The following is a 19949-nucleotide window of genomic DNA, read 5'->3' on the forward strand; positions in this document are numbered from 1 at the left end:
TCTTGTACGAATTTTTTCTTGATGATATGCAGCTTCCGATGCCGCCGGAAAAAATAAAAATGAAGGTATCAAATCAAAATAAGACGATCAATTTAATTTCTGGGCAAGAGGTAAATATTCCTAAAGTCGCCGGATTGACAGAAATCGAATTCAGTCTGTTGCTCCCGGCGCAACAGTACCCTTTTGCTGTATATCCTACCGGTTTTCAGTCACCGGCGTTTTATTTAAAAAAGCTGAAATTATTAAAGCAAGGAAGGAAGCCATTTCAGTTTCTTGTGAACCGGAAACAGCCAGGTGGCCGCTACAGCTTTGACACAGAGATGAAGGTGACACTAGAAGAATATACGATTGATGAAGAGGCAGAAAACGGATTTGATATTATAGTTTCACTTCGTTTAAAGCAATTTGTTAAGAAAATAAGGAATCAGGCAGTGTGACGTTGGAGAAGCAAGTGCAAAGGGATGCAAAGGTACCAGAAAAAACCTACGAGGTACAACCAAATGACACTCTTTGGAGCATCTGCAAAAAAGAACTGGGAAATGAAAAAGTCTACAGTAAGATACTTGTTTTAAATGACCTTACAAATCCAAATGAGATTTATCCAGGGCAGGTGATACGTTTTGAATAACATTGAATTAATGATAGAGCACGGTGATTTGATTTACCAGCCTGTAGTGGAAGAGCCGGTTTGTTGGGAGACAGAGCGTCAGGGCGTACCCGGAAAGCTTACCTTTTCGTTGCAGAAAGATGCAGGACTAAATTTTCAGGAGGGAGATCATCTGTTTTTGCGTGTAAATGAAAAACAGGTTTTTTATGGTTTTGTTTTTACGAAGAAACGAAATAAAGATGGTCTAATCAGCGTGACCGCATACGATCAGCTGAGATATTTCAAAAATAAAGATGTTGTGAAATATAAAGGAATGTCTGCCAGCGAGTTGATTAAAAAGCTTGCTAAAATTTTTTTTCTGCGAACCGGTGAGATAGCGGATACAAAGTATGTGATAGCAAATCGTTTAGAACAAGATAAGACCTTATTTGATATTATTAAAAATGCACTTGCCGAAACATTGCAAGCCAAAAAAGAGCTGTATGTACTGTATGATGATTACGGAAAGCTGACATTAAAAAATATTCAAGATATGAAGTTAAATCTTTTAATCAATCAAAATACCGCGGAGGATTTCGACTATTGCTCCAGTATAGACAGCAACACCTACAATCAAATTAAGCTCATTTATGAGAGTCAAAAAGGCGGCGGGATAAAAACTTATCCAGAAAGAGATATTTCTTCTATAAAGCGATGGGGGGTTTTACAGCATACGGAAAAGGTAGATAATCCGCAGAATGCGGAGGAAAAAGCAAAGAACTTACTCTCTATGTATAATCGAAAAACAAGAACCTTGAGTATTTCCAAAGCGTTTGGCGACATTCGAGTCAGAGGAGGCTCCTTGCTTCCGGTTAGCTTGGATTTGGGGGATGTGGTTGCAAACACGTATATGATTGTCGAAAAGGTGAAGCATACAATTTCTGCGGATATGCACCAAATGGATTTATCATTAGCGGGAGGTGACTTCAGTGCCTAACTTACTTCAGATTATGAAACAAGCTTCCGCTGATGCGATTGAAGAAGGAAAACCTGTAAATTTGGTTTATGGGACGGTGCAGAATACAGATCCGCTAAGAATACTGGTGGAGCAGAAATTGCTACTAGAAGAACCTTTTCTTATATGTTCAAGAAATGTTACGGATCATGACGTTAAGATGGAGGTTTCTCATGAGACGGAATTCTCTGGTGCCTATGCGCATCAGCATAGTGTCAGTACTTCAGGCGGAAGCGGGACATCTAATACAGATAAAGAGCCTCCGCATAAGCACGAGTATAAAGGAAAGAAAACATACCGCATATTAAATGGATTGCGTACCGGCGAAAAGGTAATCATGATTCGTATGCAGGGTGGTCAAAGATTTATTGTTTTAGATAGGATAGGGTGATGAGATGATACCGGAACGAACAGATGATTTGAAACAGGATTTTTCCTTCAATGCCATACCGACAAGTCGGACTTACCGGCTGGACGGAGACAGGATTTCTGGTTTTGTGGATGGCAGGGAAGCTATGGAGCAGGTGGTTTATAAGATACTCGGTACGGAGCGTTATGATTATATCATTTACAGCTGGAACTATGGCGTGGAGCTTGCTGAATTAATTGGAAAACCAATGTCTTACATAGCACCTGAATTAAAGAGACGGATTACAGAAGCATTGATGCAGGATCAAAGAATCTTAAGCGTAGATGCTTTTTCTTTTGAAACAAAAAGAAATACCATGTTAGTTGCTTTTACGGTATATACCGTTTTTGGAGAGATAAAAGCAAAAAAGGAGGTGAGCTATTAATGTTTGAATCCATTACTTATGAAATGATTTTAAAGAGAATGCTTAATCAGGTGTCAAATAGTGTGGATAAGCGTAAAGGATCAATTATCTATGATGCCATTGCACCAGCAGCAGCAGAGTTAAAAAATGCATACATTCAAATGGATGTTATCTTGGATGAAACCTTTGCTGATACAGCCAGCAGAAAATATTTAATTAAGAGAGCCGCAGAAAGGGGGATTGTCCCGTACGAAGCAACACGGGCTATGCTGAAAGGAGAATTTAATACAGATATACCTATTGGATACCGATTCAGCCTAGATACATTAAATTACACTGTTATTGAGAGAATGGAAGATGGAGTTTATAAAATGGAGTGTGAAACGGCAGGAAGAATCGGAAACACGAAAAACGGCACTTTGATTCCCATTGATTATATCAAAGGTTTGACTTCTGCCAGGCTTACGGAGCTGCTGGTTCCCGGAGAAGATGAAGAAGATACTGAGCATCTGAGAAAAAGATATTATGACAGTCTGGACGCAAAGGCGTTTGGAGGAAACATTCAGGATTATAAGGAAAAGGTTACTGCGCTAAACGGGATAGGCGGTGTGAAGGTCTATCCAACGTGGAATGGGGGAGGAACTGTAAAATTGGTTCTGATTGATTCGGAATATCAAAGACCGAGCAGTCAGCTGATTTCTACTGTACAGACAGAGGTGGATCCGATTCAAAATCAGGGGAAAGGACTCGGCCTTGCCCCCATTGGCCATGTTGTTACGGTAGAGGCCGTCAAAGAAACGGTCATTCATATTGCGGCAGACATTACCTATCAAGACGGATGGGAATGGAATGACATAAAAAATTATGTGTTTGACGCCGTTGATCAATATTTTGCAGAATTAGCCGAGAGCTGGGCAAACAGTGATTCAATGATTGTGCGAATAAGCCAGATCGAAACACGTCTTTTGAATCTGCCGGGTATTCTGGATATTTCAAAAACGAAGCTTAACGGAGAGGAACAAAATATTGCTGTGGATGTAGACAGCATTCCGAAACGGGGTGAGTTCGCTGGATAGAGAGATTAAGTTAATCAATTATTTGCCACAAATTATGGGTGAGGTTTTAGAATTTCAGGAGATCACCGAAGCAGAAACTGCAGAGATGGTACAACTATACAGCGCTTTATATTCTGTATCAGATGATCAGTATGTAGAATCTGCAACGGAAAACGGGGTAAAACGCTGGGAGTCTGTTTTAAAGATATTGCCGAAAGGTACGGACTCCTTAGAAGAGAGAAAATTTCGCATCATAACAAGGCTGAATGAACAGCTTCCATATAGTTATCGGATGCTTTTGCAGCAGCTGGAAACGATTTGTGGTAAAGGAGGTTATACGGCGGAATTAAAGGGAAATGATTACACATTGGTTGTAAAGGTAGAACTTACAGCAAAATCTAACTTTGATGATGTAAATGATTTACTTCATAGAATTTTACCAGCGAATTTAGTAATTGATTTGAGTTTACTCTATAATCAGCATATTACTTTAGGTAAATTTATACATATAAATCTTGCTAAGTACACGCACGAACAATTAAGAAATGAGGTGGTTGCATAATGGCTACACAGACTAAGAATTACGGCTTAACTAAGCCAGATATAAATGATTTTTATGATGTTGGAATTGATAACAACAATATGGATACTATCGATATCGAATTAAAAAATCTCAATGATAAAGCATTAACAGCAGGAGATATGTCTAAGTCAATCTATGATAAAAATAACAATGGAATAGTTGATAATGCTGAAAAGGTAAATGGGCATACTGTGGAAGTAGATGTACCTGCAGATGCAAAGTTCACAGATACTATAACACCGATTGTAAATAATTTAACTGAGACCACACCAGGAAAAGCATTGGATGCTATGCAAGGTAAGATTTTGGATGAAAAAATTGTTGAGGTTAACGCTTCATTAAGTGCAATAGAAGGTTTGCAAACTACTCAAACCGTTTTTAATGCAGATGATAGTATCACAGAAACAAAAGCAGATGGTAGAACTTTAACAACCACATTCAATACAGACGGTACAATTACGGAAGTTTTAGCTGTGGGTGAAACAATTACAACAAAAACAACTACCTTTAATTCAGACGGTAGTATTACGGAGGTGATTTCATAATGAGTTGGGCAGAAGTAAAAAAGATAAATAGCAATATAAAAAAAACAATTACTGAACAAATTCAATCTATGTCGACACAAAGTATACTCGCTACTAAAAACGAAACTTTTATAGTGCCTATAAGTGGCAACTATCGTATAACATGTATAGGACGTGGCGGCAACGGAGCTAGTGGCAAAAAAGCTACAGCATTAAGCGGTAAAAGAACCACCGATCAACACACTGCATCAGGCGGTGAAGGCGGTGGCGGTGGTGGTGCTGCTCAGTCCGTGATACATTTGGAGGCCGGTCAAAATATCGTAATCACCGTAAATGACGCAGTGTCGTCATTTGGTAATCTTCTTACGGCTACGGCTGGTGCTAATGCAACCGAGACATCTATTGGAGTAGGAGGAACGGCTTCGGGAGGAAATGTATTTAATTCTAATGGAGCCAATGGTGGAGAGCATGCATCAACGCTTGGCGGCAATGGAGGTACTGCTGGATTTATTGACGGGATTAACAGCGGTGGAGTCGGCGGAATAGGAGGAAAGTCTCGTAATTATCCGGCTGTTGGAGGTAAAGGTGGTGACGGTGGTAAAGGATTTTTTAATGTTCCTTTATGCTTCGGGGTAGGTGTTGGTATTGATCAAGTTGTCGCTGGATCTGGTGCCAACGGGGCCACTGGAAGCATGAATGATGTTGGATTAATAAACGGTAAGGCTGGCGGGAAGAGTATGATATTTCCTGATTCTAATGTATCAGCGGGTGGCGGTAGTGGAAGCGTAGAATCGGGGAATTATGGTATTGGTGAAGGCGGTGGCGGTGGTGGCGGTGGCGGATTTGGCGGCGCCGGCTGCGTTATTATTAGTTACGTATTAGTCTAGGAGGCAGTATAATGTATGCAATTTTAAAAAAACCCGAAAATATTATTAGGGCATTTGAAGCAAGAAGCAATCCGTTAAAAGAATTGGTTGTTCCGGAATTTGAGAATTTATATATCCCCATTGAAAAAAATTATAACCTTAAAGTCGGCGATATATGGTGTGAAGCTACTTCTACTTGGGAGATAGTTCCTATGCCAGAGCAGGATACGGTGCCGGTAGAACTTGTAGCAAAGCCGAATCAGCCGATAAACTCTAAAGTAGCTCAAATGATTTCTGATTTACAAGCAGATATGGTTATTGCGGGGGTGATAAAATGAGTTGGTATGAAAAGTACATGCACAATTTAGTAGACATAACTACTATTGATAAGCTAGTTACTGCTAACAAACTAACTGAGGAAGAAAAGAGAAAAATGATTGCAGATAGACTAGCACAGTATGGATATTAAAAAGATATACTTAACATTTGATTAATTATGGTAAAATCAAAATAATTAGTAGATAAGAAATATAATGTTATATTTCTTATCTTGAATTGTTAATACAGTCCACCTGATATGCAGGTGGGAAAACAAGATGTTTCAGAAATAATTATTAATGTTGATGATTTTTCGGATTATGACGAAATACATTTTTTCAACTAATTAAAAAATTTTGATGCTAATACTGTGGAAATTCGACTATATTAATTAGATCCTAATGACACAATTATAGGGAGTACGGATTATTTTACTAAAAGCTCTAACGAACAGTGTTAGGAAATTAAAAATAGCCCTATATAATCCAGATGATAAAATTAAAGCTGGGTATTCCGTGATACTTGGGGGATGGGGAAATTATAATGAAACGATGTATTATAAACCATAATAACGTATATTATGAAACATTTACATAAGAAATCAAAGCAAAAGTGAATGCTGAACAAGAAAATTAGACAGTCTAAAACCATTACAGGAAGAAATTCAGAAAGCCGAATTTGAATTGCAAGCAATTAATCTATTACAGGAGGTAGGATTGTTTGAGTATCATAAACGAGAAGTTGATTAATGAATATACTGTTTTGGTAATGGCAAAAAAGATAGCTTTAGAGTAAGTACCAGAAACAAAGGTAACATTAGAAGATAGAACAAAGTCAACTATTAAAAAAGAAGTTGAGATTGAGATTGCTAAAAGAACAATCGAGGCTTTACAAGCGTAATTTAAAAACATGATTAATCAGCGCGCAATAAGGCGTGTTTTTAATTTTTAGGGTATAAGTTTATGACTCAAGAGCAGGTGAATTATAAAATAACTTACAATTTTGGAAGTTATAAATTAAAAAGGAGTAGTAATGTTTTTTATGAAGAATAACATACGTGGAAGCCCTATTTATAAAAATTTAGTAACATTTTAAGAGATTTAACTTATTTATTTGTTTTTTAAAAAAATATTAGTAATTATTATTAAATAAAAAGAGAGGATTAAAAAATGGAAAATAAAGTACAATTCGGATTATCAAACGTATATTATGCTGAAGTGACAGAGCAGAACGGTGTTACTACATATGGGAAACCATTCAAAGGAGAGGGTGCTGTATCTATGACAGCTACACCAACCAATACAGAGGTTAAATTTGAAGCAGATAATAACCCAAATTATTTCGTAAATTATGCAAACGATGGCTATACATTAGAACTCAGTATGGCTACTATTAGCGATGAATTTAAAACAAAGTTCTTAGGCTATAAAATGGATAAGAATGGATTGATTGCAGAAGACACTTCAAGCATTGCAAAGCCGTTTGCACTAATGTTTGAGGTTGGTGGAGATGCAGAGGCTGTGAGATGCATCTATTATAGATGTACGGCAGGTCGTCCAACCTTAGCTCCTAAGACAGGGACAACACCAGAAGCGCAGGTTGTTCCAGTAACGGTAGGAAAACCAGCAGATAGTCAGTATTCGTTTGCATATTGCAGAAAAACAGAAAACCCTACTGCCTATGATGAATGGTATAATACGGTTCAAAAGTTTGTTGAAGGAGTATAACTCATGCAGGCATTAACCAAAACAATTATGATTGATAATAAGCCCGTTAAATTTCGAGCCAGTGCATTGGTTTTACGAATTTATCGAATTAAATTTCATAGGGATATTATGCAGGATCTTGTAAAATTGAAAGCCGCCCATAAAGCTAAGATAGAGGATGGAATTGATTTTGAAGTAATTGATCTAGAGATATTTGAAAACATCGCTTACACAATGGCTTATCATGCAGATAATTCTATCGGAAGTGTAGAGGATTGGTTGGATCAATTCGGAACATTTTCAATTTATGAAGTATTACCTGAGATTTTAGGATTGTGGATTGAAAATGAAATGTCTACAGTTGAATCTAAAAAAAAACAAAATCAAATGGCAGGGAATTAACCACCCCGCTTTTTTATTGCGGTGCTTGCAGTTAGGCATCCCCCTTTCGGAGCTGGGGGATGTCACTGTAGGTGAAATTATTGATACATTTATTGAGCGCAGCAATGATGATATAGAATACGATGAAGTTGAAATATTAGATGGCAATGAAGCGCTTAAGTTCTTGGGGGTGAATTGATTGGCTGAAAAAATAAATAAATTAAAAGTAGAAATAGATGGTAATGTTAAGCCGCTGGAAAAAGCTTTAAAAGGTGCAAATACAATCATTAAAGGTGTAGAAAATGAGCTTCAAAAAGTAGAATTACTTTTAAAGTTTGATCCGAATCATACGGAGCTGTTAGCTCAGAAACAGTTACTTTTAACGAAAAACATCGAAGCTACAACAGACAAATTAGATACTTTTAAATTAGCGGCAGAACAAGTAAAAGAAAAAATGGATGTTGGTAAAGTTTCAGTAGAGCAATATAGAGCATTGCAAAGGGAAATTATTTCGACCGAGCAAAGTCTTAGAAGTTTAGAATCGGCTACGGAAGAGAGTGGTGAAAAATTCAATTTACTAGGTGATGAAAACTTTAATAAAAACATTCAGGCAGCAAGTATTGGAATTGCAGGGGAATTAGTTGGAGCCTTGGGAAATGCTGCTGTCCAAGCTGGGGTTGCAGCCGAAGGTATTAATAATCTATCAAAAGAGACCGGTTTATCTACGGATGAAATACAAAAATTACAGTATGCCAGTGATAAGATTGGTATTTCTATGGATACGTTGACAGGATCCATGGGAACACTTACTACGAATATGGCTGATGCACAAAAAGGAACAGGTGATGCAAAGGCTGCTTTTGAGAAGCTAGGGGTTAGTTTTAAAGATGATTTGACTGGTGAGCTACGAGACAGCCAAGAAGTATTCGATGATGCAATGTTAGCTTTGAGTGGCGTAGCCGATGAGAGCGAGCGAAATGCTTTATCAATGCAAATATTTGGTGAATCAGCAGAAAACCTAAATCCTCTTATTATGGGTGGGGCAGAAAGTCTGAAACAGATGGGTGATGAAGCAGAAAGAACCGGACTTATTATGTCAGAAGATACGTTGAATGCAGCCAATGATTTTAATTTAGCACTTGATAATATAAAATTGCTTGGCTCTGAAGCGTTTATGCAACTTGGAGCTACAATAGCAACAGAACTGCTTCCGTATATAGAAACGGCTTTAGGTATACTTGAAAGCGTGATTGTATGGTTTACAGATAACAGTGAAGCGATCTTAGGTTGGGTAATTGCATTAGGGACAGGTTTAGCTGCATTAAATGTTGTAATAATGATACAAAATATGGTAGAAGCTTTTCTTTCTTTTAAAAAAGTATTATTGGGAGCAAAGTCAGCGCAAGACTTGTTCAATTTAGCCATGAAAAATAATGCGATTGGGTTAGTGGTTGCTGCTATTGCAGGATTAATTGCCGGAATTATTTATCTTTGGAAGACAAACGAGGATTTTAGAGATGCAATTCTAAATATATGGGACGGCATAAAAAAAGGAATCAAAGGTACTATCGATTTTTTGATGAATCCAATTGGTACTATAATAAAAAATATCAAAGAGGTAATTAAATGGGCAGGAAAGATTGGATTGATAAATTCTGATGAAGAGAAAGAATCAAAAAAAAGCAAACAAAAGAAATTATCTGGTATGGCTAATGGTGGCAGCATTTCAAAAGGTACAGCTTTGGTTGGAGAAAACGGTCCGGAGTTACTAACTATGGGATTTGGAGTTGCAAAAGTCACTCCGCTTGGATTAGGAGGAACTAGCGATTTAGCTAATGAAATTGCAAGTAAAATCAGTGCAAAAGGTGGAGATACTTATAACTTCTATAGTCCAAAAGCATTAACTCCTTCGGAAAGTGCAAAACAAATGAAGAATGCGCAAAAAGCGCTAATGTTAGGGTTTTAGGTGAGAACATGATTACGAATATTATATTAGAGAATGTTGAACTTAATAAGAAAATAGAAATTGGAAATGACCGAATTGGATATGTTCTAGGTCTTGTAGATTTTGGTCAAGCACCGGCTGTTCAAAATACTACAAATTACATTAATCTAGTTGGTGCACAAGTTATGTCAACACGTCTGGAATCAAGAAGTATTAATATAAAAGGGGCTATTTTTGATGTTGGGTTGAGTGTTTCAGATAAAAAACGTGAATTAAATCGAATTGTAAATCCAAATCATACTCTAGCGATTCAGTACAAAAAATATAAGATATATGCAAAAGCGAATTCATCGATTGCTTATGCAACTGAAAGAATAAAAAATGGAAAGAACTTTTGTGAATTTTTAATTCAATGTACAGCGTTCGATCCAGTGTTTCGAAGAATAAAAGAAGAAGTTGTTTGTAATTCAAATATAGGACCAATATCACTTTTTCCTTTGCAAATACCATCTTCAAAAGGCATATGCTTTGGTAAACTTGCAAAAATTTCGGTTGCGAATGTTCCAAATGATGGTGATGTGGACGCTGGATTTGTTATTCGTTTTATTGCAGAGGAAGGAGATGTTATTAACCCAACTATTACTAACAATAAAACAGGAGATTCTATTCAAATAATAGCAAATATGGCTCAAGGAGATATCATTGAAGTATCTACTGTACCAGGAAATAAGTATGCCAAATATATTCGAGGAAAAAGTGAAGTGGATATATTTAAAATATTACAAAGAGTTCTACTTTGAGTATGACGCTTGGTGCTGGAATAAATAATATATCTGTCAGTGCTGCAAAAAATGAATCTAATTTAAATAGTGTAATTAAGTTTACGCCTTTGTATTTGGAGGTGCAAGAATAATGGAAATCTATATTCTTGATGCAAACCTTAATCGTGTAGGTATGGTAGATGTGTATGAATCCTTTAGTTGGACGACATCTTATAATGATATAGGTTCGTTTGAGTTACATTGTGGAATGCAATATTTTAATTTATTACAAACAGATATGCTTCTTCAAAACTCAAAGGATAATAAACATAATGGAGTCATTGAATATGTGGCAAAAGAAACAAATGAGGATGGTATTGAAACTTTAGTTGTAAAAGGAAGAATGGCAGAAATCTTACTTGAACGCAGAGTTGCTCTTGGAGATTATGTTTTTGAGTCTGCACAACCGGCTCAAATTGCGTGTAACCTTATTGAAAGGAATGCAATAGAACCGAATGAAAGGAAAATTACTTTCTTGGAAATAGGAAATGTGGTGAATGCAGATGGAGGTACGGTTAATTATGGTTGTTCGAATGAGCAAGTATTAACAGCAATAAAAGATATATGTCAAGAAATCATTTGTTGGATTTAATCTTCGAGTTGATGATGAAAAGAAAAAATTAATTTTTGATACCTATAAGGGGATAAATCGTACAGAAGAAGATAATACAGTTACTAAAATTCATGAAAAAACAACGAATAACATAATTGAAAATGGGATGTTTACTAATGGATTAAATGGATGGACTCAAGTAGCTGGCGGTGAGAATTATAAAGGGGTGCCAGTATTATCTGTAGAGTCTCAACTGTTTAAAAAGGTAAAACTTCAAGATAGACGTGCAGAATATGATGACCAAGGTGAGTTTCAAAAATGGGTATACTTTTGGCGTAAATCTGGATATGTATATAAAAACTTGTCTTTAAAAAGCAATCATATTTATTATTTAAGAGTACGATGTGATAATCCAACAGATTCAGTATTGGGTTATGGTATTATGGACAATGCAAATGGATGCACTTTTTCAGTAAACAGAACGATTGGAATGCAGAATTATAATGCACTTTATGTACCTGAACGAACAGGAGCGTATAAATTTGCATTAGCTTATGGTGAATTACCAGAGGAGCATAATTTAGCTGTTTATACAGAATATGCACTTATAATTGATTTAACAGAAACCTTTGGCATTGGAAAAGAACCCGGACTTGAGTGGTGTTGTAAAAATATTTACTACGAAAATGATTGGAGATATAAGGTGGAAATTATAGAATTCATCCCAAATAATATAGAACCACTTGTTTTTAGTCGTGATCGAGATACGTTAATTGATTTGCAGTATATAAAAATATTAGTAACGAATAACTTTATATATGTTAAAGGGGAAGATATTGATACAATAGTATCTTCTGCCAATCAAACAGGTCTATTCCGTAAAGAACGTTATTTAGATTTATCTAGTTCTGTTCCTAGGAAGACGGATGGTGTCATGATACCAGAAGTAAGCTATATAGCGATGTTAAAAAATAATGCGAATGCTACTTTACGTAAGCTTGTAGTGAATGAAATAATTGAAGGGAATTTATACCTGCTAAGCAATAAACAGTTTGGCAGGGATTTTATTTAGGAGACATTGTCAACTGCGTTGACCAACATATAGGGTTTTCTGTAAATCTTCGTATTAGTAGTGCAACGCAGGTATGGGACATGAATGGGTATCAAATAACTATTACATTAGGTGATGATATGCCAGATATTTACGAGACAATGAAATTAGTATCGAAAGGAGCAAAATAATGAGTAAAATTACTTTAAAAGCAATGCCGTTTGATTCGAAGGAGATACTTGATCCAAAAACTGGAGTAGAAGTTTATGATCGAGTTGCGTATTCAAAAGATTTAGCAGACTGGTTGAGAACTTATTTCAGTAATGGAATTCTTGTGCAAGGTGGAGATGTACTTGGGAGTCAAATGCAAGTGATACATAATGTAGGTATGGTGTGTACGATAAAAGCTGGTGGTGTTTGCATCAACGGAAGAAGCGGCTGGCTTGAAAAGGATACAGAAGTAACTTTAAAGGTAGGCGGGGCTCTTCCTAGATATGATCGGATTGTTGCAGAGCTTAATATTCCAGATGACAGAGGAATTTATATTAAAGTTTTAGAAGGTCTTCCGGCATCCGAACCTGAATATCCAGCTTTAACACAAACGGAAGATGTTTATCAAATACCGTTAGCAAGGATTAAGATTGAAGCCGATTCTGCTAAAATAGCTGAAGTAATTGATGAGAGAAATGATTACATTTCTAATGTTACGATTGGAATTAAGCCACCTACAGGAATGGATGCGGAGACTGTAAAAGTGTCAGATAAAACTAAAAGATTATATGGTGTAGAAAATGTAGATGAAGCTTTAAAAAATGCATTAGCGCATTTGTCATATATGGCTTTTTGTATAAATGCAAATCCAGATAGCTTGGATGCAGCTTTTGGAAAAAATAATGAAGAAGCTATAAAAAATATTGGTAAACAAATGGTAATGTATGCTAGATTTAAAGAAAATGATTCTACCTTGACTTTTCCAAATTTGGAAACTAAAAGTACAATAAATGAAGTGGCATTAGAAAACCCAGAAGTTATATCAGAGATTAAGTCGAATAGCCATATGTTGAAATTGATAAATTCTTCGCCGTATGCAGTTAATAAATTTGCACCATTAATTCCAATGAACGGAGATTATCCATATGCAACTTTATTCTCAAATCAATCGGTAATCATACCTTCAGATGGTAATTATAGAATCATATTCGATGCTTGTGTATATACGGGTGATGATGGCACACAAGGAACCATTTATAAAAACGGTATAAAAATATTTGACTGGAAATCTCATTCAGAAAATAAATCATTCGATGTCTTTCTTGAAAAAGGTTCTGTATTAACAAGTTCACATACACAAGCATTTGTTTTAACGGCCTTGAAGCCAAAGGTAGTTGGTGATATACTTGCTGGTGACACATATTTTAACATATTTAAGTTCAATTCAAACCTTATCGTTGAACGTTCATATTATAATATTCCTATTTTGCAGGATGGAGTATATAATCTTGAATGCTGTGGTATTAATCGTAGCTCTAAATATAGTACAACATTAGCGATATACTTAAATGGCAATGAAATCGGAAAATATAGCCTATCTTATAATGACTGTTTTGTATATAAAAAGAAAGTGTTTGAAAATATCTCATTAAAAACAACAGATCAATTACAGTTATACAACGATAGTGGGCAAAAAATATACATGTCCTATTTTGCATTTAAAACAAACGCTATTCCAGCTTATATCTATTCTTTATAAATTCACACCACTTTCCTTTTGAAAGAAGGTGAAAACCTTGAATATACAATTTAATAGCTTACCCGTAATACCTTTACGAATCACAAGCAAATACGGTCCCCGAAACATAGGGTTAAAAGGTGCTAGCACATTCCATAGAGGAATCGACCTGGGGCGTGATTTTTCAAAGACAGAAACAGTAATCTTAGCCGTTGCCGATGGTGTGATTGCAAACAACTACTGGAATAATACCCGTGGTTGGGTGGTTATTATTGACCACGGTAATTTTAAAACATTGTATCAGCATCTGAAAAAACAATCTCTATTACGAAAAGGTGCTAAGGTTGTAGATGGCCAAATAATCGGACTCATGGGTGCCAGTACTAAGACAATAAAGGGTATGGCTATGCACCTACATATGGAGTTGATTGTTGGTAGCAAACAGATTAACCCTGAACCCTATTTAAGAAATATTATACCAAAAGAAATGGAAGTGATAGATTTGACAGAAAAACAGACTAGAAGAATTGTGCAAGATGAAATAAAAAGGGTATTAGAAGGACGAGGGACCAAGGTGGCTGAATGTTTTAAAGAAGCTTGGGAAAAGGCTCAAGTAGAAGGATGTTCTGATGGGACAAGACCGCAAGGTTATACGACACGTCAGGAAGTCGTTTCGATGATTCAGAGATCAGAAAAGTAGGTGAATGGGTGGATACACAAACAATATTTTTACTTATTGCAATCATTGGCTGTTTTGTAGGACTGGGAGGGTGGATATCTGGAAGAGATAATCGAATTGGAACGGATTCAGAATGGCGAGGGACTGTAAATGGAAAATTAGATGCATTACTTGGGATAAGTAAAAGGGTAGACAAGTTAGAAGAGAAAGTAGAGGATCAAGGTAAAGTTTTAGCAGTAGTTGAACAATCGGCAAAGTCTGCACATCATCGATTAAATGATCATATTGGAAAGGAGCATATTCGTGAAGATTAATTGGAAATTACGTTTAAAAAATAAAACTACAATAGCTGCTTTACTTGCTTGCACAGTAGCTTTTATCTATCAAGTACTTGGTATTCTTGGTATCACAATATCCGTATCTGAGAATGAAATAATACAAATTATCAGTATATTGTTAAATATTCTTGTTACCTTAGGTATATTAGTTGATCCAACTACCGTAGGAATAAGTGATAGTGAGAATGCCCTTACATATAAAGAACTGAAATAAAAAAGCAGCGCGTTTAATGCCGTCTCCAAAAAGAGACGGCATTTTTTATATTTCTCGAATTTATTTTGTTTATTCTTATATAAATCAAAATTGTGGTAAATATCGCCAATTAACGATTAGATAGTACAAATTTCATGATATAATATGGTAACAACCGGTACCGGAAATATGTCAATATGAAGATAGGAGGGGTGTTTCGTTAAGTGGATTAAGATTTATAGTTTCAGAAAGAACGTATATTCTTTCCAAGATAAATATAGTGATAATAAAATGATTTTAATGATATATAACATATAAAAAAGGAAGGCGATCTAATGAACGATAAAATAAACATTCAGTATTCAAAAGATGGAATATTGGATAAAGATATAGAGAATCTATTAAAAAAAATAATACTGGATAATAGCAGTAAATGGATAATAGCAATGGAGTCTTATTTTTTAGGGCAAAAAAACGAATATAGAAAACTATAATAAAAAAAGCTGTTGCATATGGGCAACAGCTCAGACTGTAGACAAGGATATCTCTATCTTTGCCTACAGTTTTTTTTACATAATGTAATACATTTTATTGTATTTATGGTAAAATATATGTATAAATACATGGAGGTATTTGCTTTATGATGGGTAAGAAAGATTTATTAGGTCGTGATCAATTTCAAATGGTAACCTTGAATTCTCTTGTTCCACAAGATCATATTATTCGTAAGATAGATACTGCGATTAATCTCTCTTTCATTTATGACCTTGTAAAAGATTTGTATTCTGATGTGGGAAAAGAAAGCATCGACCCTGTCGTCTTAATTAAAATTACCCTCATTCAATATACCTTTGGTATTCGATCCATGAGGCAGACCATTAAAGAAATTCAAACGAATGTAGCTTATCGATGGTATCTTGGTTATAGTTTAGAGGAAGAAATTCCTCACTTTTCTACCTTTGGTAAAAACTACTCTCGTCGGTTTCAAAATACTGACTTATTCGAACAAATCTTTCAAAGAGTCATTGCTGAAATTATGGAATATGAATTCATTAATTCAGAAAGCATTTTCATTGACGGTACACATATTAAAGCAAGTGCAAATAACCATAACAGTGAAAAAGAAACCGTTTTGGAATCCGTTAAATACTATGAAAAAGAACTAATGAAAGAAATTAACGAAGATCGCATTGAACGAGGAAAACAAGCTTGTAAAAAAAAACGGAAGCCAAAGAAAAGACAAAAGTAATCAAGAAAAGTACCGTAGATCCGGATTGCGGTGTATTTCATAAAGGAAAGCATAAGGTAGTATTTGCTTATGCTGCAAATGTAGCTTGCGATCGAAACAATTACATACTTGCTTTTCATACAAATCCAGGAAATGTACATGACTCAGTTGCATTCCCAAAGATTTATGAAAAAGTAAAAAGATATAAAGGTGTAAAAAATATTGTAATGGATTCCGGATATAAAACACCTGCAATTGCTAGAGAAATACTCAAAGATAAACGAATTCCTATCCTACCATACAAACGACCTATGACAAAAAATGGTTATTTTAAAAAACACGAATATGCTTATGATGAATACTATGATTGCTTTGTATGCCCAGAAAACCAAGTGTTAAACTATACTACAACAAATAGAGAAGGGTATCGGGAATATAAGAGTAAAGGAGAAATTTGCAAGAGTTGCCCTTCCTTATCAGAATGCACAGCAAGTAAAGACCATGTAAAAGTAGTCACACGTCATATATGGGAAAACTACATAGAGCAATGTGAGGACATTCGTCATACTCCAAAGTATCGAGATCTTTACAAACTACGGAGTCAAACCATTGAGCGAGTCTTTGCCGATGCAAAAGAAAAACATAATATGCGTTATACACAATATCGAGGGATTCAGAAGATAGAAATGGAACTGAATCTTCTTTTTGCGTCCATGAATCTAAAAAAACTAGCAACATGGATTCATAAATCTGAAAGAAGGAATCAAATGGCATAGAGATATCCTTTTATTTTTTCTTTTTTTAAAAGCTTTATAGAAAAAATAGAAAATACCTTGCAGAAATTATAAGAATATAAATTTAGCAAGGTATTTTGTCTACAGTCTGAGCTGTTGCATATGGGCAACAGCTTTTTTTCATGTTTATGTTATATGCAGTAGAGTTCTTATTTGAAAGGCTACGTAATATAATGTATATACTATAGAGGGAAGGAATTTTTAAAACATTGAATGCAAAAGAGATTATTGATATAATTCATTTACTATAAACAATTAAAGGGAGGAGAATCATGCCGCCGAATAAAATGCAAAGCTTTAAACCAGTTGTATATATTCCGGAAACTTTACAAAAACAGCTGGAAAGAATACAAAGTTATCCGATTATCGTTCTGCAAGCACCCTCCGGTTTTGGAAAAACCACGGTTATAAGTGAATATCTTAGCCAATTGGACATGCATCAGGTATATTGGTATACCTGCATGGGAGAGCCGATTCGAAAGGCATGGAATGGCATTTGCAAAACTTTTTCCCATATTGATACAAGCGTGGCAAAGCAATTGGAGACGTTAGAATACCCAACACAGGAAAATCTCGTAGATATTGCAGAAATTATGAGTGGGTGTGACGTTGCTGGAGACACATGGTTTATCCTAGATAATTTTCAATACATACAAAGTAAATTGCCTGAACGTATTCTTTACGCGCTCTCGCGCTATAGATGCCCAAAGCTGCATCTTGTGGTTATCACTCATTCCATCGATGCGATGGATATTAGTGGAATACCTGCAGATCAGGCAATTTTTATTCAAAATGATGCCTTCTTTTTTCAGAAAGAGGATATTGACGCGTATTTCCGTGCCAATAAGATTGTACTGTCACGGGACGAGCTTGACAGGCTTCAGATGCTGTCCGAGGGATGGGTGGCTGCCTTGAACCTTCAGTTGATTCGCTACTTGCAGGAGGGAGATTTCGAGGCAACTGACAGTATGGAAAATCTGATTCGCACCGTTATCTGGAAGAATTTAGAACCAGATGAGCAAAGATTGCTAATTGCCGTTTCTCTACTTGAACGCTTCACGATGGAGCAGGCGTATATATTTTTGGGGAAAAACACGCTTCCAGCTGGTATCGACCGTTTACTGGGGGGTGGTTCCTTCCTCTACTATGAACGGGAAAATGGTACCTATACGCTGCATAGTTTATTGCAAAGCTTTCTGAGACAGGAGCTTAGGAGGCTACCTGTTGGAGAAATACGTAGAATGCAAAAGCTGGCAGGCGATGCTTACGCAGCGATAGATGAGCGTTTTTATGCTCTTTGTAGCTATTTGGAGGCAGGCGAATTGGAAGCTTTGCTTTCTTTACCGCTTAAAGCCGCCGATTTTTCTCTCTATCCGGAGGATGGTAGTGCAGAGGTACTGGAGAGGGTGTTTAGGGAATGTGACAGGGAAATTCTGGTCCGTCATCCTCAGACGTTGGCCATGATTACCTTTGAGTTGTTTCGCACGGGCAGTTATGCAGCATTTATGAAAGGCTGTTCTCTGATGGAGGATATGATTTCTGGGCCAGAGCAAAATGGACTCAATAAGGATGACACTCGGAAACTGACCGGACAGCTTGCTTTGCTGCAATCCTTCGCTGCGTTTAATGACATTGAAAAAATGAGTGCTTTGCACCGCAAGGCGTGGGAAGTACTGGACGGACCCTTCTCTAACCGTAACGACTGGAATGACTCATGGACTTTCGGTCAGCCTTCCGTGTTGTATCTATTTTGGAGTGTGAGTGGGGCACTTGACCGAGAGCTTACCTGTATGGATGAATGTCTGCCATACTATATCCGCCTGACGGAGGGACACGGAACTGGAGCGGATTGCGCCATGCGGGCAGAGGCTCTTTTGATGCGTGGAGAGGATATTACGGCTGAAGAATTGTGTCACAAGGCGATTTACCTTGCTGGTGCTCAGGAGCAGGACAGCATCTGCATTGCTGCCGAAATGGTTCTTCTTCGTATTGCTCTGCTGCGGGGGAATGCAGAAGCTTTTGAGAATGTAAGGAAGAGTATTCTCAAACGGGCTCAAATCGGTGTTGAGCCCACGGTAAAAAGAATGGCTGATTTGGCACTGTCCTTTGTTTCCGTTCTAATTGGAGATAATAGTGTACCTGAATGGCTCACGGATTTAAATCAGATTACCGCCAATCTATACAATGTAGCGGTACCTTTCGGAGTGTTGACACATCTACGCTGGCTTTTCTCCCAAGGGCAGGACGCAAAAATGCTGGGGATTGCACAAGGGGCGCTTCCGGCAGTAGAGAAGCATCATTTTCTCCTGCCACAGGTTTATTTTCATCTGTTTATTGCCGTTGCCTACCATCGCTTGGGACAAAAGGAGGCGGCGGAGGCTGCACTGGACTGTGCTCTTTCCCTTGCATTACCAGACGGCGTTTTTCTTCCCTTTGCCGAATATGGCGAGGAGATTGTACCCTTGCTGAAGTTACGTAAGAAGCAATCCGGCATGACCAAATTAATTGAGTTGTACAGGCGGCATAAGATAGGAGTGGAGAAAGTACGAAAAGCTACACGGATTTGTCAATTAACGCCACGGGAGTATGATGTCGCACGACTGGCTGCCGGAGGGTTGACTAATCGGGACATTGCTTTGCGTTTGTTTATCTCACAGGAAACGGTTAAGACAACTATGAAAAATATCTTTCAAAAACTAGGTATCCGTTCCCGTGTACAGCTTCAGGAACTGAAAAATACAGGGAAAATTTAAAAAAATACCCAATGGGGATATTCTTATACTTAAAAGGCGTCGTACACTGATGGTACGG

The 19949-nt window shown here is 36.7% G+C and carries 24 protein-coding genes and 1 pseudogene; all 25 read left to right on the forward strand.

Going from position 1 to position 19949, the window contains the following annotated elements:
- Positions 1-2: 2 nt before the first annotated feature.
- The 25 genes and pseudogenes from I2490_RS14430 (at position 3) to I2490_RS14545 (ending at position 19891) form a co-directional block, all read left to right on the forward strand.
- Positions 3-437, forward strand: coding sequence for a hypothetical protein (locus I2490_RS14430; protein WP_206460476.1), 435 nt, complete (start codon positions 3-5; stop codon positions 435-437).
- Positions 434-628, forward strand: a complete 195-nt coding sequence (locus I2490_RS14435; protein ID WP_206460477.1) for a LysM peptidoglycan-binding domain-containing protein — start codon at positions 434-436, stop codon at positions 626-628. Before I2490_RS14430 ends, I2490_RS14435 begins: the two co-directional genes overlap by 4 nt.
- A complete protein-coding gene (locus I2490_RS14440; protein ID WP_330634677.1) occupies positions 621-1583 on the forward strand; it encodes an XkdQ/YqbQ family protein in 963 nt (320 codons plus the stop codon). Before I2490_RS14435 ends, I2490_RS14440 begins: the two co-directional genes overlap by 8 nt.
- A complete protein-coding gene (locus tag I2490_RS14445) occupies positions 1576-1992 on the forward strand; it encodes a DUF2577 domain-containing protein (RefSeq protein WP_206460478.1) in 417 nt (138 codons plus the stop codon). The genes I2490_RS14440 and I2490_RS14445 overlap by 8 nt, the downstream gene beginning before the upstream one ends.
- Positions 1993-1996: 4 nt before the next feature.
- Positions 1997-2395, forward strand: coding sequence for a DUF2634 domain-containing protein (locus I2490_RS14450; protein WP_206460479.1), 399 nt, complete (start codon positions 1997-1999; stop codon positions 2393-2395).
- Complete coding sequence (locus tag I2490_RS14455) at positions 2395-3450, forward strand: baseplate J/gp47 family protein (protein ID WP_206460480.1); 1056 nt, start codon at positions 2395-2397, stop codon at positions 3448-3450. The genes I2490_RS14450 and I2490_RS14455 overlap by 1 nt, the downstream gene beginning before the upstream one ends.
- Entirely contained in the window at positions 3434-3991 is a 558-nt protein-coding gene (locus tag I2490_RS14460) for a putative phage tail protein (RefSeq protein ID WP_330634678.1), read from the forward strand. Before I2490_RS14455 ends, I2490_RS14460 begins: the two co-directional genes overlap by 17 nt.
- Positions 3991-4557: a hypothetical protein gene (locus tag I2490_RS14465; protein WP_206460481.1), complete on the forward strand. Its 567-nt coding sequence runs from the start codon at positions 3991-3993 to the stop codon at positions 4555-4557. Before I2490_RS14460 ends, I2490_RS14465 begins: the two co-directional genes overlap by 1 nt.
- A complete protein-coding gene (locus I2490_RS14470) occupies positions 4557-5423 on the forward strand; it encodes a hypothetical protein (protein ID WP_206460482.1) in 867 nt (288 codons plus the stop codon). Before I2490_RS14465 ends, I2490_RS14470 begins: the two co-directional genes overlap by 1 nt.
- A gap of 11 nt (positions 5424-5434) precedes the next feature.
- Positions 5435-5740 carry a hypothetical protein gene (locus I2490_RS14475; RefSeq protein WP_206460483.1) on the forward strand — a complete coding sequence of 102 codons (306 nt, stop codon included), beginning with the start codon at positions 5435-5437 and terminating at the stop codon, positions 5738-5740.
- On the forward strand, positions 5737-5871 hold the full coding sequence (locus tag I2490_RS16920) for a hypothetical protein (protein ID WP_280634218.1): 135 nt from the start codon (positions 5737-5739) through the stop codon (positions 5869-5871). The genes I2490_RS14475 and I2490_RS16920 overlap by 4 nt, the downstream gene beginning before the upstream one ends.
- A 1018-nt stretch (positions 5872-6889) precedes the next feature.
- On the forward strand, positions 6890-7447 hold the full coding sequence (locus I2490_RS14480) for a major tail protein (RefSeq protein ID WP_206460484.1): 558 nt from the start codon (positions 6890-6892) through the stop codon (positions 7445-7447).
- 3 nt (positions 7448-7450) lie between these two features.
- A complete protein-coding gene (locus I2490_RS14485) occupies positions 7451-7828 on the forward strand; it encodes a hypothetical protein (RefSeq protein WP_206460485.1) in 378 nt (125 codons plus the stop codon).
- A 25-nt stretch (positions 7829-7853) separates the two neighbouring features.
- Positions 7854-8006: a hypothetical protein gene (locus tag I2490_RS14490; RefSeq protein ID WP_245157211.1), complete on the forward strand. Its 153-nt coding sequence runs from the start codon at positions 7854-7856 to the stop codon at positions 8004-8006.
- Positions 8007-9773: a hypothetical protein gene (locus tag I2490_RS14495; protein ID WP_206460486.1), complete on the forward strand. Its 1767-nt coding sequence runs from the start codon at positions 8007-8009 to the stop codon at positions 9771-9773.
- 8 nt (positions 9774-9781) lie between these two features.
- On the forward strand, positions 9782-10552 hold the full coding sequence (locus I2490_RS14500) for a phage tail domain-containing protein (RefSeq protein ID WP_206460487.1): 771 nt from the start codon (positions 9782-9784) through the stop codon (positions 10550-10552).
- 112 nt (positions 10553-10664) lie between these two features.
- Positions 10665-11165 carry a Gp37-like protein gene (locus I2490_RS14505; RefSeq protein WP_206460488.1) on the forward strand — a complete coding sequence of 167 codons (501 nt, stop codon included), beginning with the start codon at positions 10665-10667 and terminating at the stop codon, positions 11163-11165.
- A 127-nt stretch (positions 11166-11292) separates the two neighbouring features.
- Positions 11293-12198: a Gp37-like protein gene (locus I2490_RS14510; RefSeq protein WP_206460489.1), complete on the forward strand. Its 906-nt coding sequence runs from the start codon at positions 11293-11295 to the stop codon at positions 12196-12198.
- A 169-nt stretch (positions 12199-12367) separates the two neighbouring features.
- Positions 12368-13927: a hypothetical protein gene (locus tag I2490_RS14515; RefSeq protein WP_206460490.1), complete on the forward strand. Its 1560-nt coding sequence runs from the start codon at positions 12368-12370 to the stop codon at positions 13925-13927.
- A gap of 37 nt (positions 13928-13964) precedes the next feature.
- Entirely contained in the window at positions 13965-14606 is a 642-nt protein-coding gene (locus I2490_RS14520) for a M23 family metallopeptidase (RefSeq protein WP_206460491.1), read from the forward strand.
- Between the two features lie 8 nt (positions 14607-14614).
- Positions 14615-14899: a hypothetical protein gene (locus I2490_RS14525; RefSeq protein ID WP_245157212.1), complete on the forward strand. Its 285-nt coding sequence runs from the start codon at positions 14615-14617 to the stop codon at positions 14897-14899.
- Complete coding sequence (locus I2490_RS14530; RefSeq protein WP_330634680.1) at positions 14889-15137, forward strand: phage holin; 249 nt, start codon at positions 14889-14891, stop codon at positions 15135-15137. Before I2490_RS14525 ends, I2490_RS14530 begins: the two co-directional genes overlap by 11 nt.
- 314 nt (positions 15138-15451) lie before the next feature.
- Entirely contained in the window at positions 15452-15610 is a 159-nt protein-coding gene (locus tag I2490_RS14535) for a hypothetical protein (protein ID WP_206460493.1), read from the forward strand.
- A 146-nt stretch (positions 15611-15756) separates the two neighbouring features.
- Positions 15757-17120, forward strand: a pseudogene (locus I2490_RS14540) (IS1182 family transposase).
- 290 nt (positions 17121-17410) lie between these two features.
- Positions 17411-19891 (forward strand): helix-turn-helix transcriptional regulator, encoded by a 2481-nt coding sequence (locus I2490_RS14545; protein WP_206460494.1) that lies wholly within the window; start codon positions 17411-17413, stop codon positions 19889-19891.
- The last annotated feature ends 58 nt before the right edge of the window (positions 19892-19949 follow it).

Source organism: Anaerovorax sp. IOR16 (assembly GCF_017168145.1).
Taxonomy (GTDB): Bacteria; Bacillota; Clostridia; order Peptostreptococcales; family Anaerovoracaceae; genus IOR16.

What these genes read in the sequence shown, in the direction of transcription:
- I2490_RS14545 (WP_206460494.1), top strand. Translation starts at nt 17,411, where the DNA reads ATGCCGCCGAATAAAATGCAAAGCTTTAAACCAGTTGTATATATTCCG.
- I2490_RS14505 (WP_206460488.1), top strand. Translation starts at nt 10,665, where the DNA reads ATGGAAATCTATATTCTTGATGCAAACCTTAATCGTGTAGGTATGGTA.
- I2490_RS14510 (WP_206460489.1), top strand. Translation starts at nt 11,293, where the DNA reads ATGTTTACTAATGGATTAAATGGATGGACTCAAGTAGCTGGCGGTGAG.
- I2490_RS14535 (WP_206460493.1), top strand. Translation starts at nt 15,452, where the DNA reads ATGAACGATAAAATAAACATTCAGTATTCAAAAGATGGAATATTGGAT.
- I2490_RS14450 (WP_206460479.1), top strand. Translation starts at nt 1,997, where the DNA reads ATGATACCGGAACGAACAGATGATTTGAAACAGGATTTTTCCTTCAAT.
- I2490_RS14470 (WP_206460482.1), top strand. Translation starts at nt 4,557, where the DNA reads ATGAGTTGGGCAGAAGTAAAAAAGATAAATAGCAATATAAAAAAAACA.
- I2490_RS14500 (WP_206460487.1), top strand. Translation starts at nt 9,782, where the DNA reads ATGATTACGAATATTATATTAGAGAATGTTGAACTTAATAAGAAAATA.
- I2490_RS16920 (WP_280634218.1), top strand. Translation starts at nt 5,737, where the DNA reads ATGAGTTGGTATGAAAAGTACATGCACAATTTAGTAGACATAACTACT.
- I2490_RS14515 (WP_206460490.1), top strand. Translation starts at nt 12,368, where the DNA reads ATGAGTAAAATTACTTTAAAAGCAATGCCGTTTGATTCGAAGGAGATA.
- I2490_RS14465 (WP_206460481.1), top strand. Translation starts at nt 3,991, where the DNA reads ATGGCTACACAGACTAAGAATTACGGCTTAACTAAGCCAGATATAAAT.
- I2490_RS14455 (WP_206460480.1), top strand. Translation starts at nt 2,395, where the DNA reads ATGTTTGAATCCATTACTTATGAAATGATTTTAAAGAGAATGCTTAAT.
- I2490_RS14480 (WP_206460484.1), top strand. Translation starts at nt 6,890, where the DNA reads ATGGAAAATAAAGTACAATTCGGATTATCAAACGTATATTATGCTGAA.
- I2490_RS14485 (WP_206460485.1), top strand. Translation starts at nt 7,451, where the DNA reads ATGCAGGCATTAACCAAAACAATTATGATTGATAATAAGCCCGTTAAA.
- I2490_RS14475 (WP_206460483.1), top strand. Translation starts at nt 5,435, where the DNA reads ATGTATGCAATTTTAAAAAAACCCGAAAATATTATTAGGGCATTTGAA.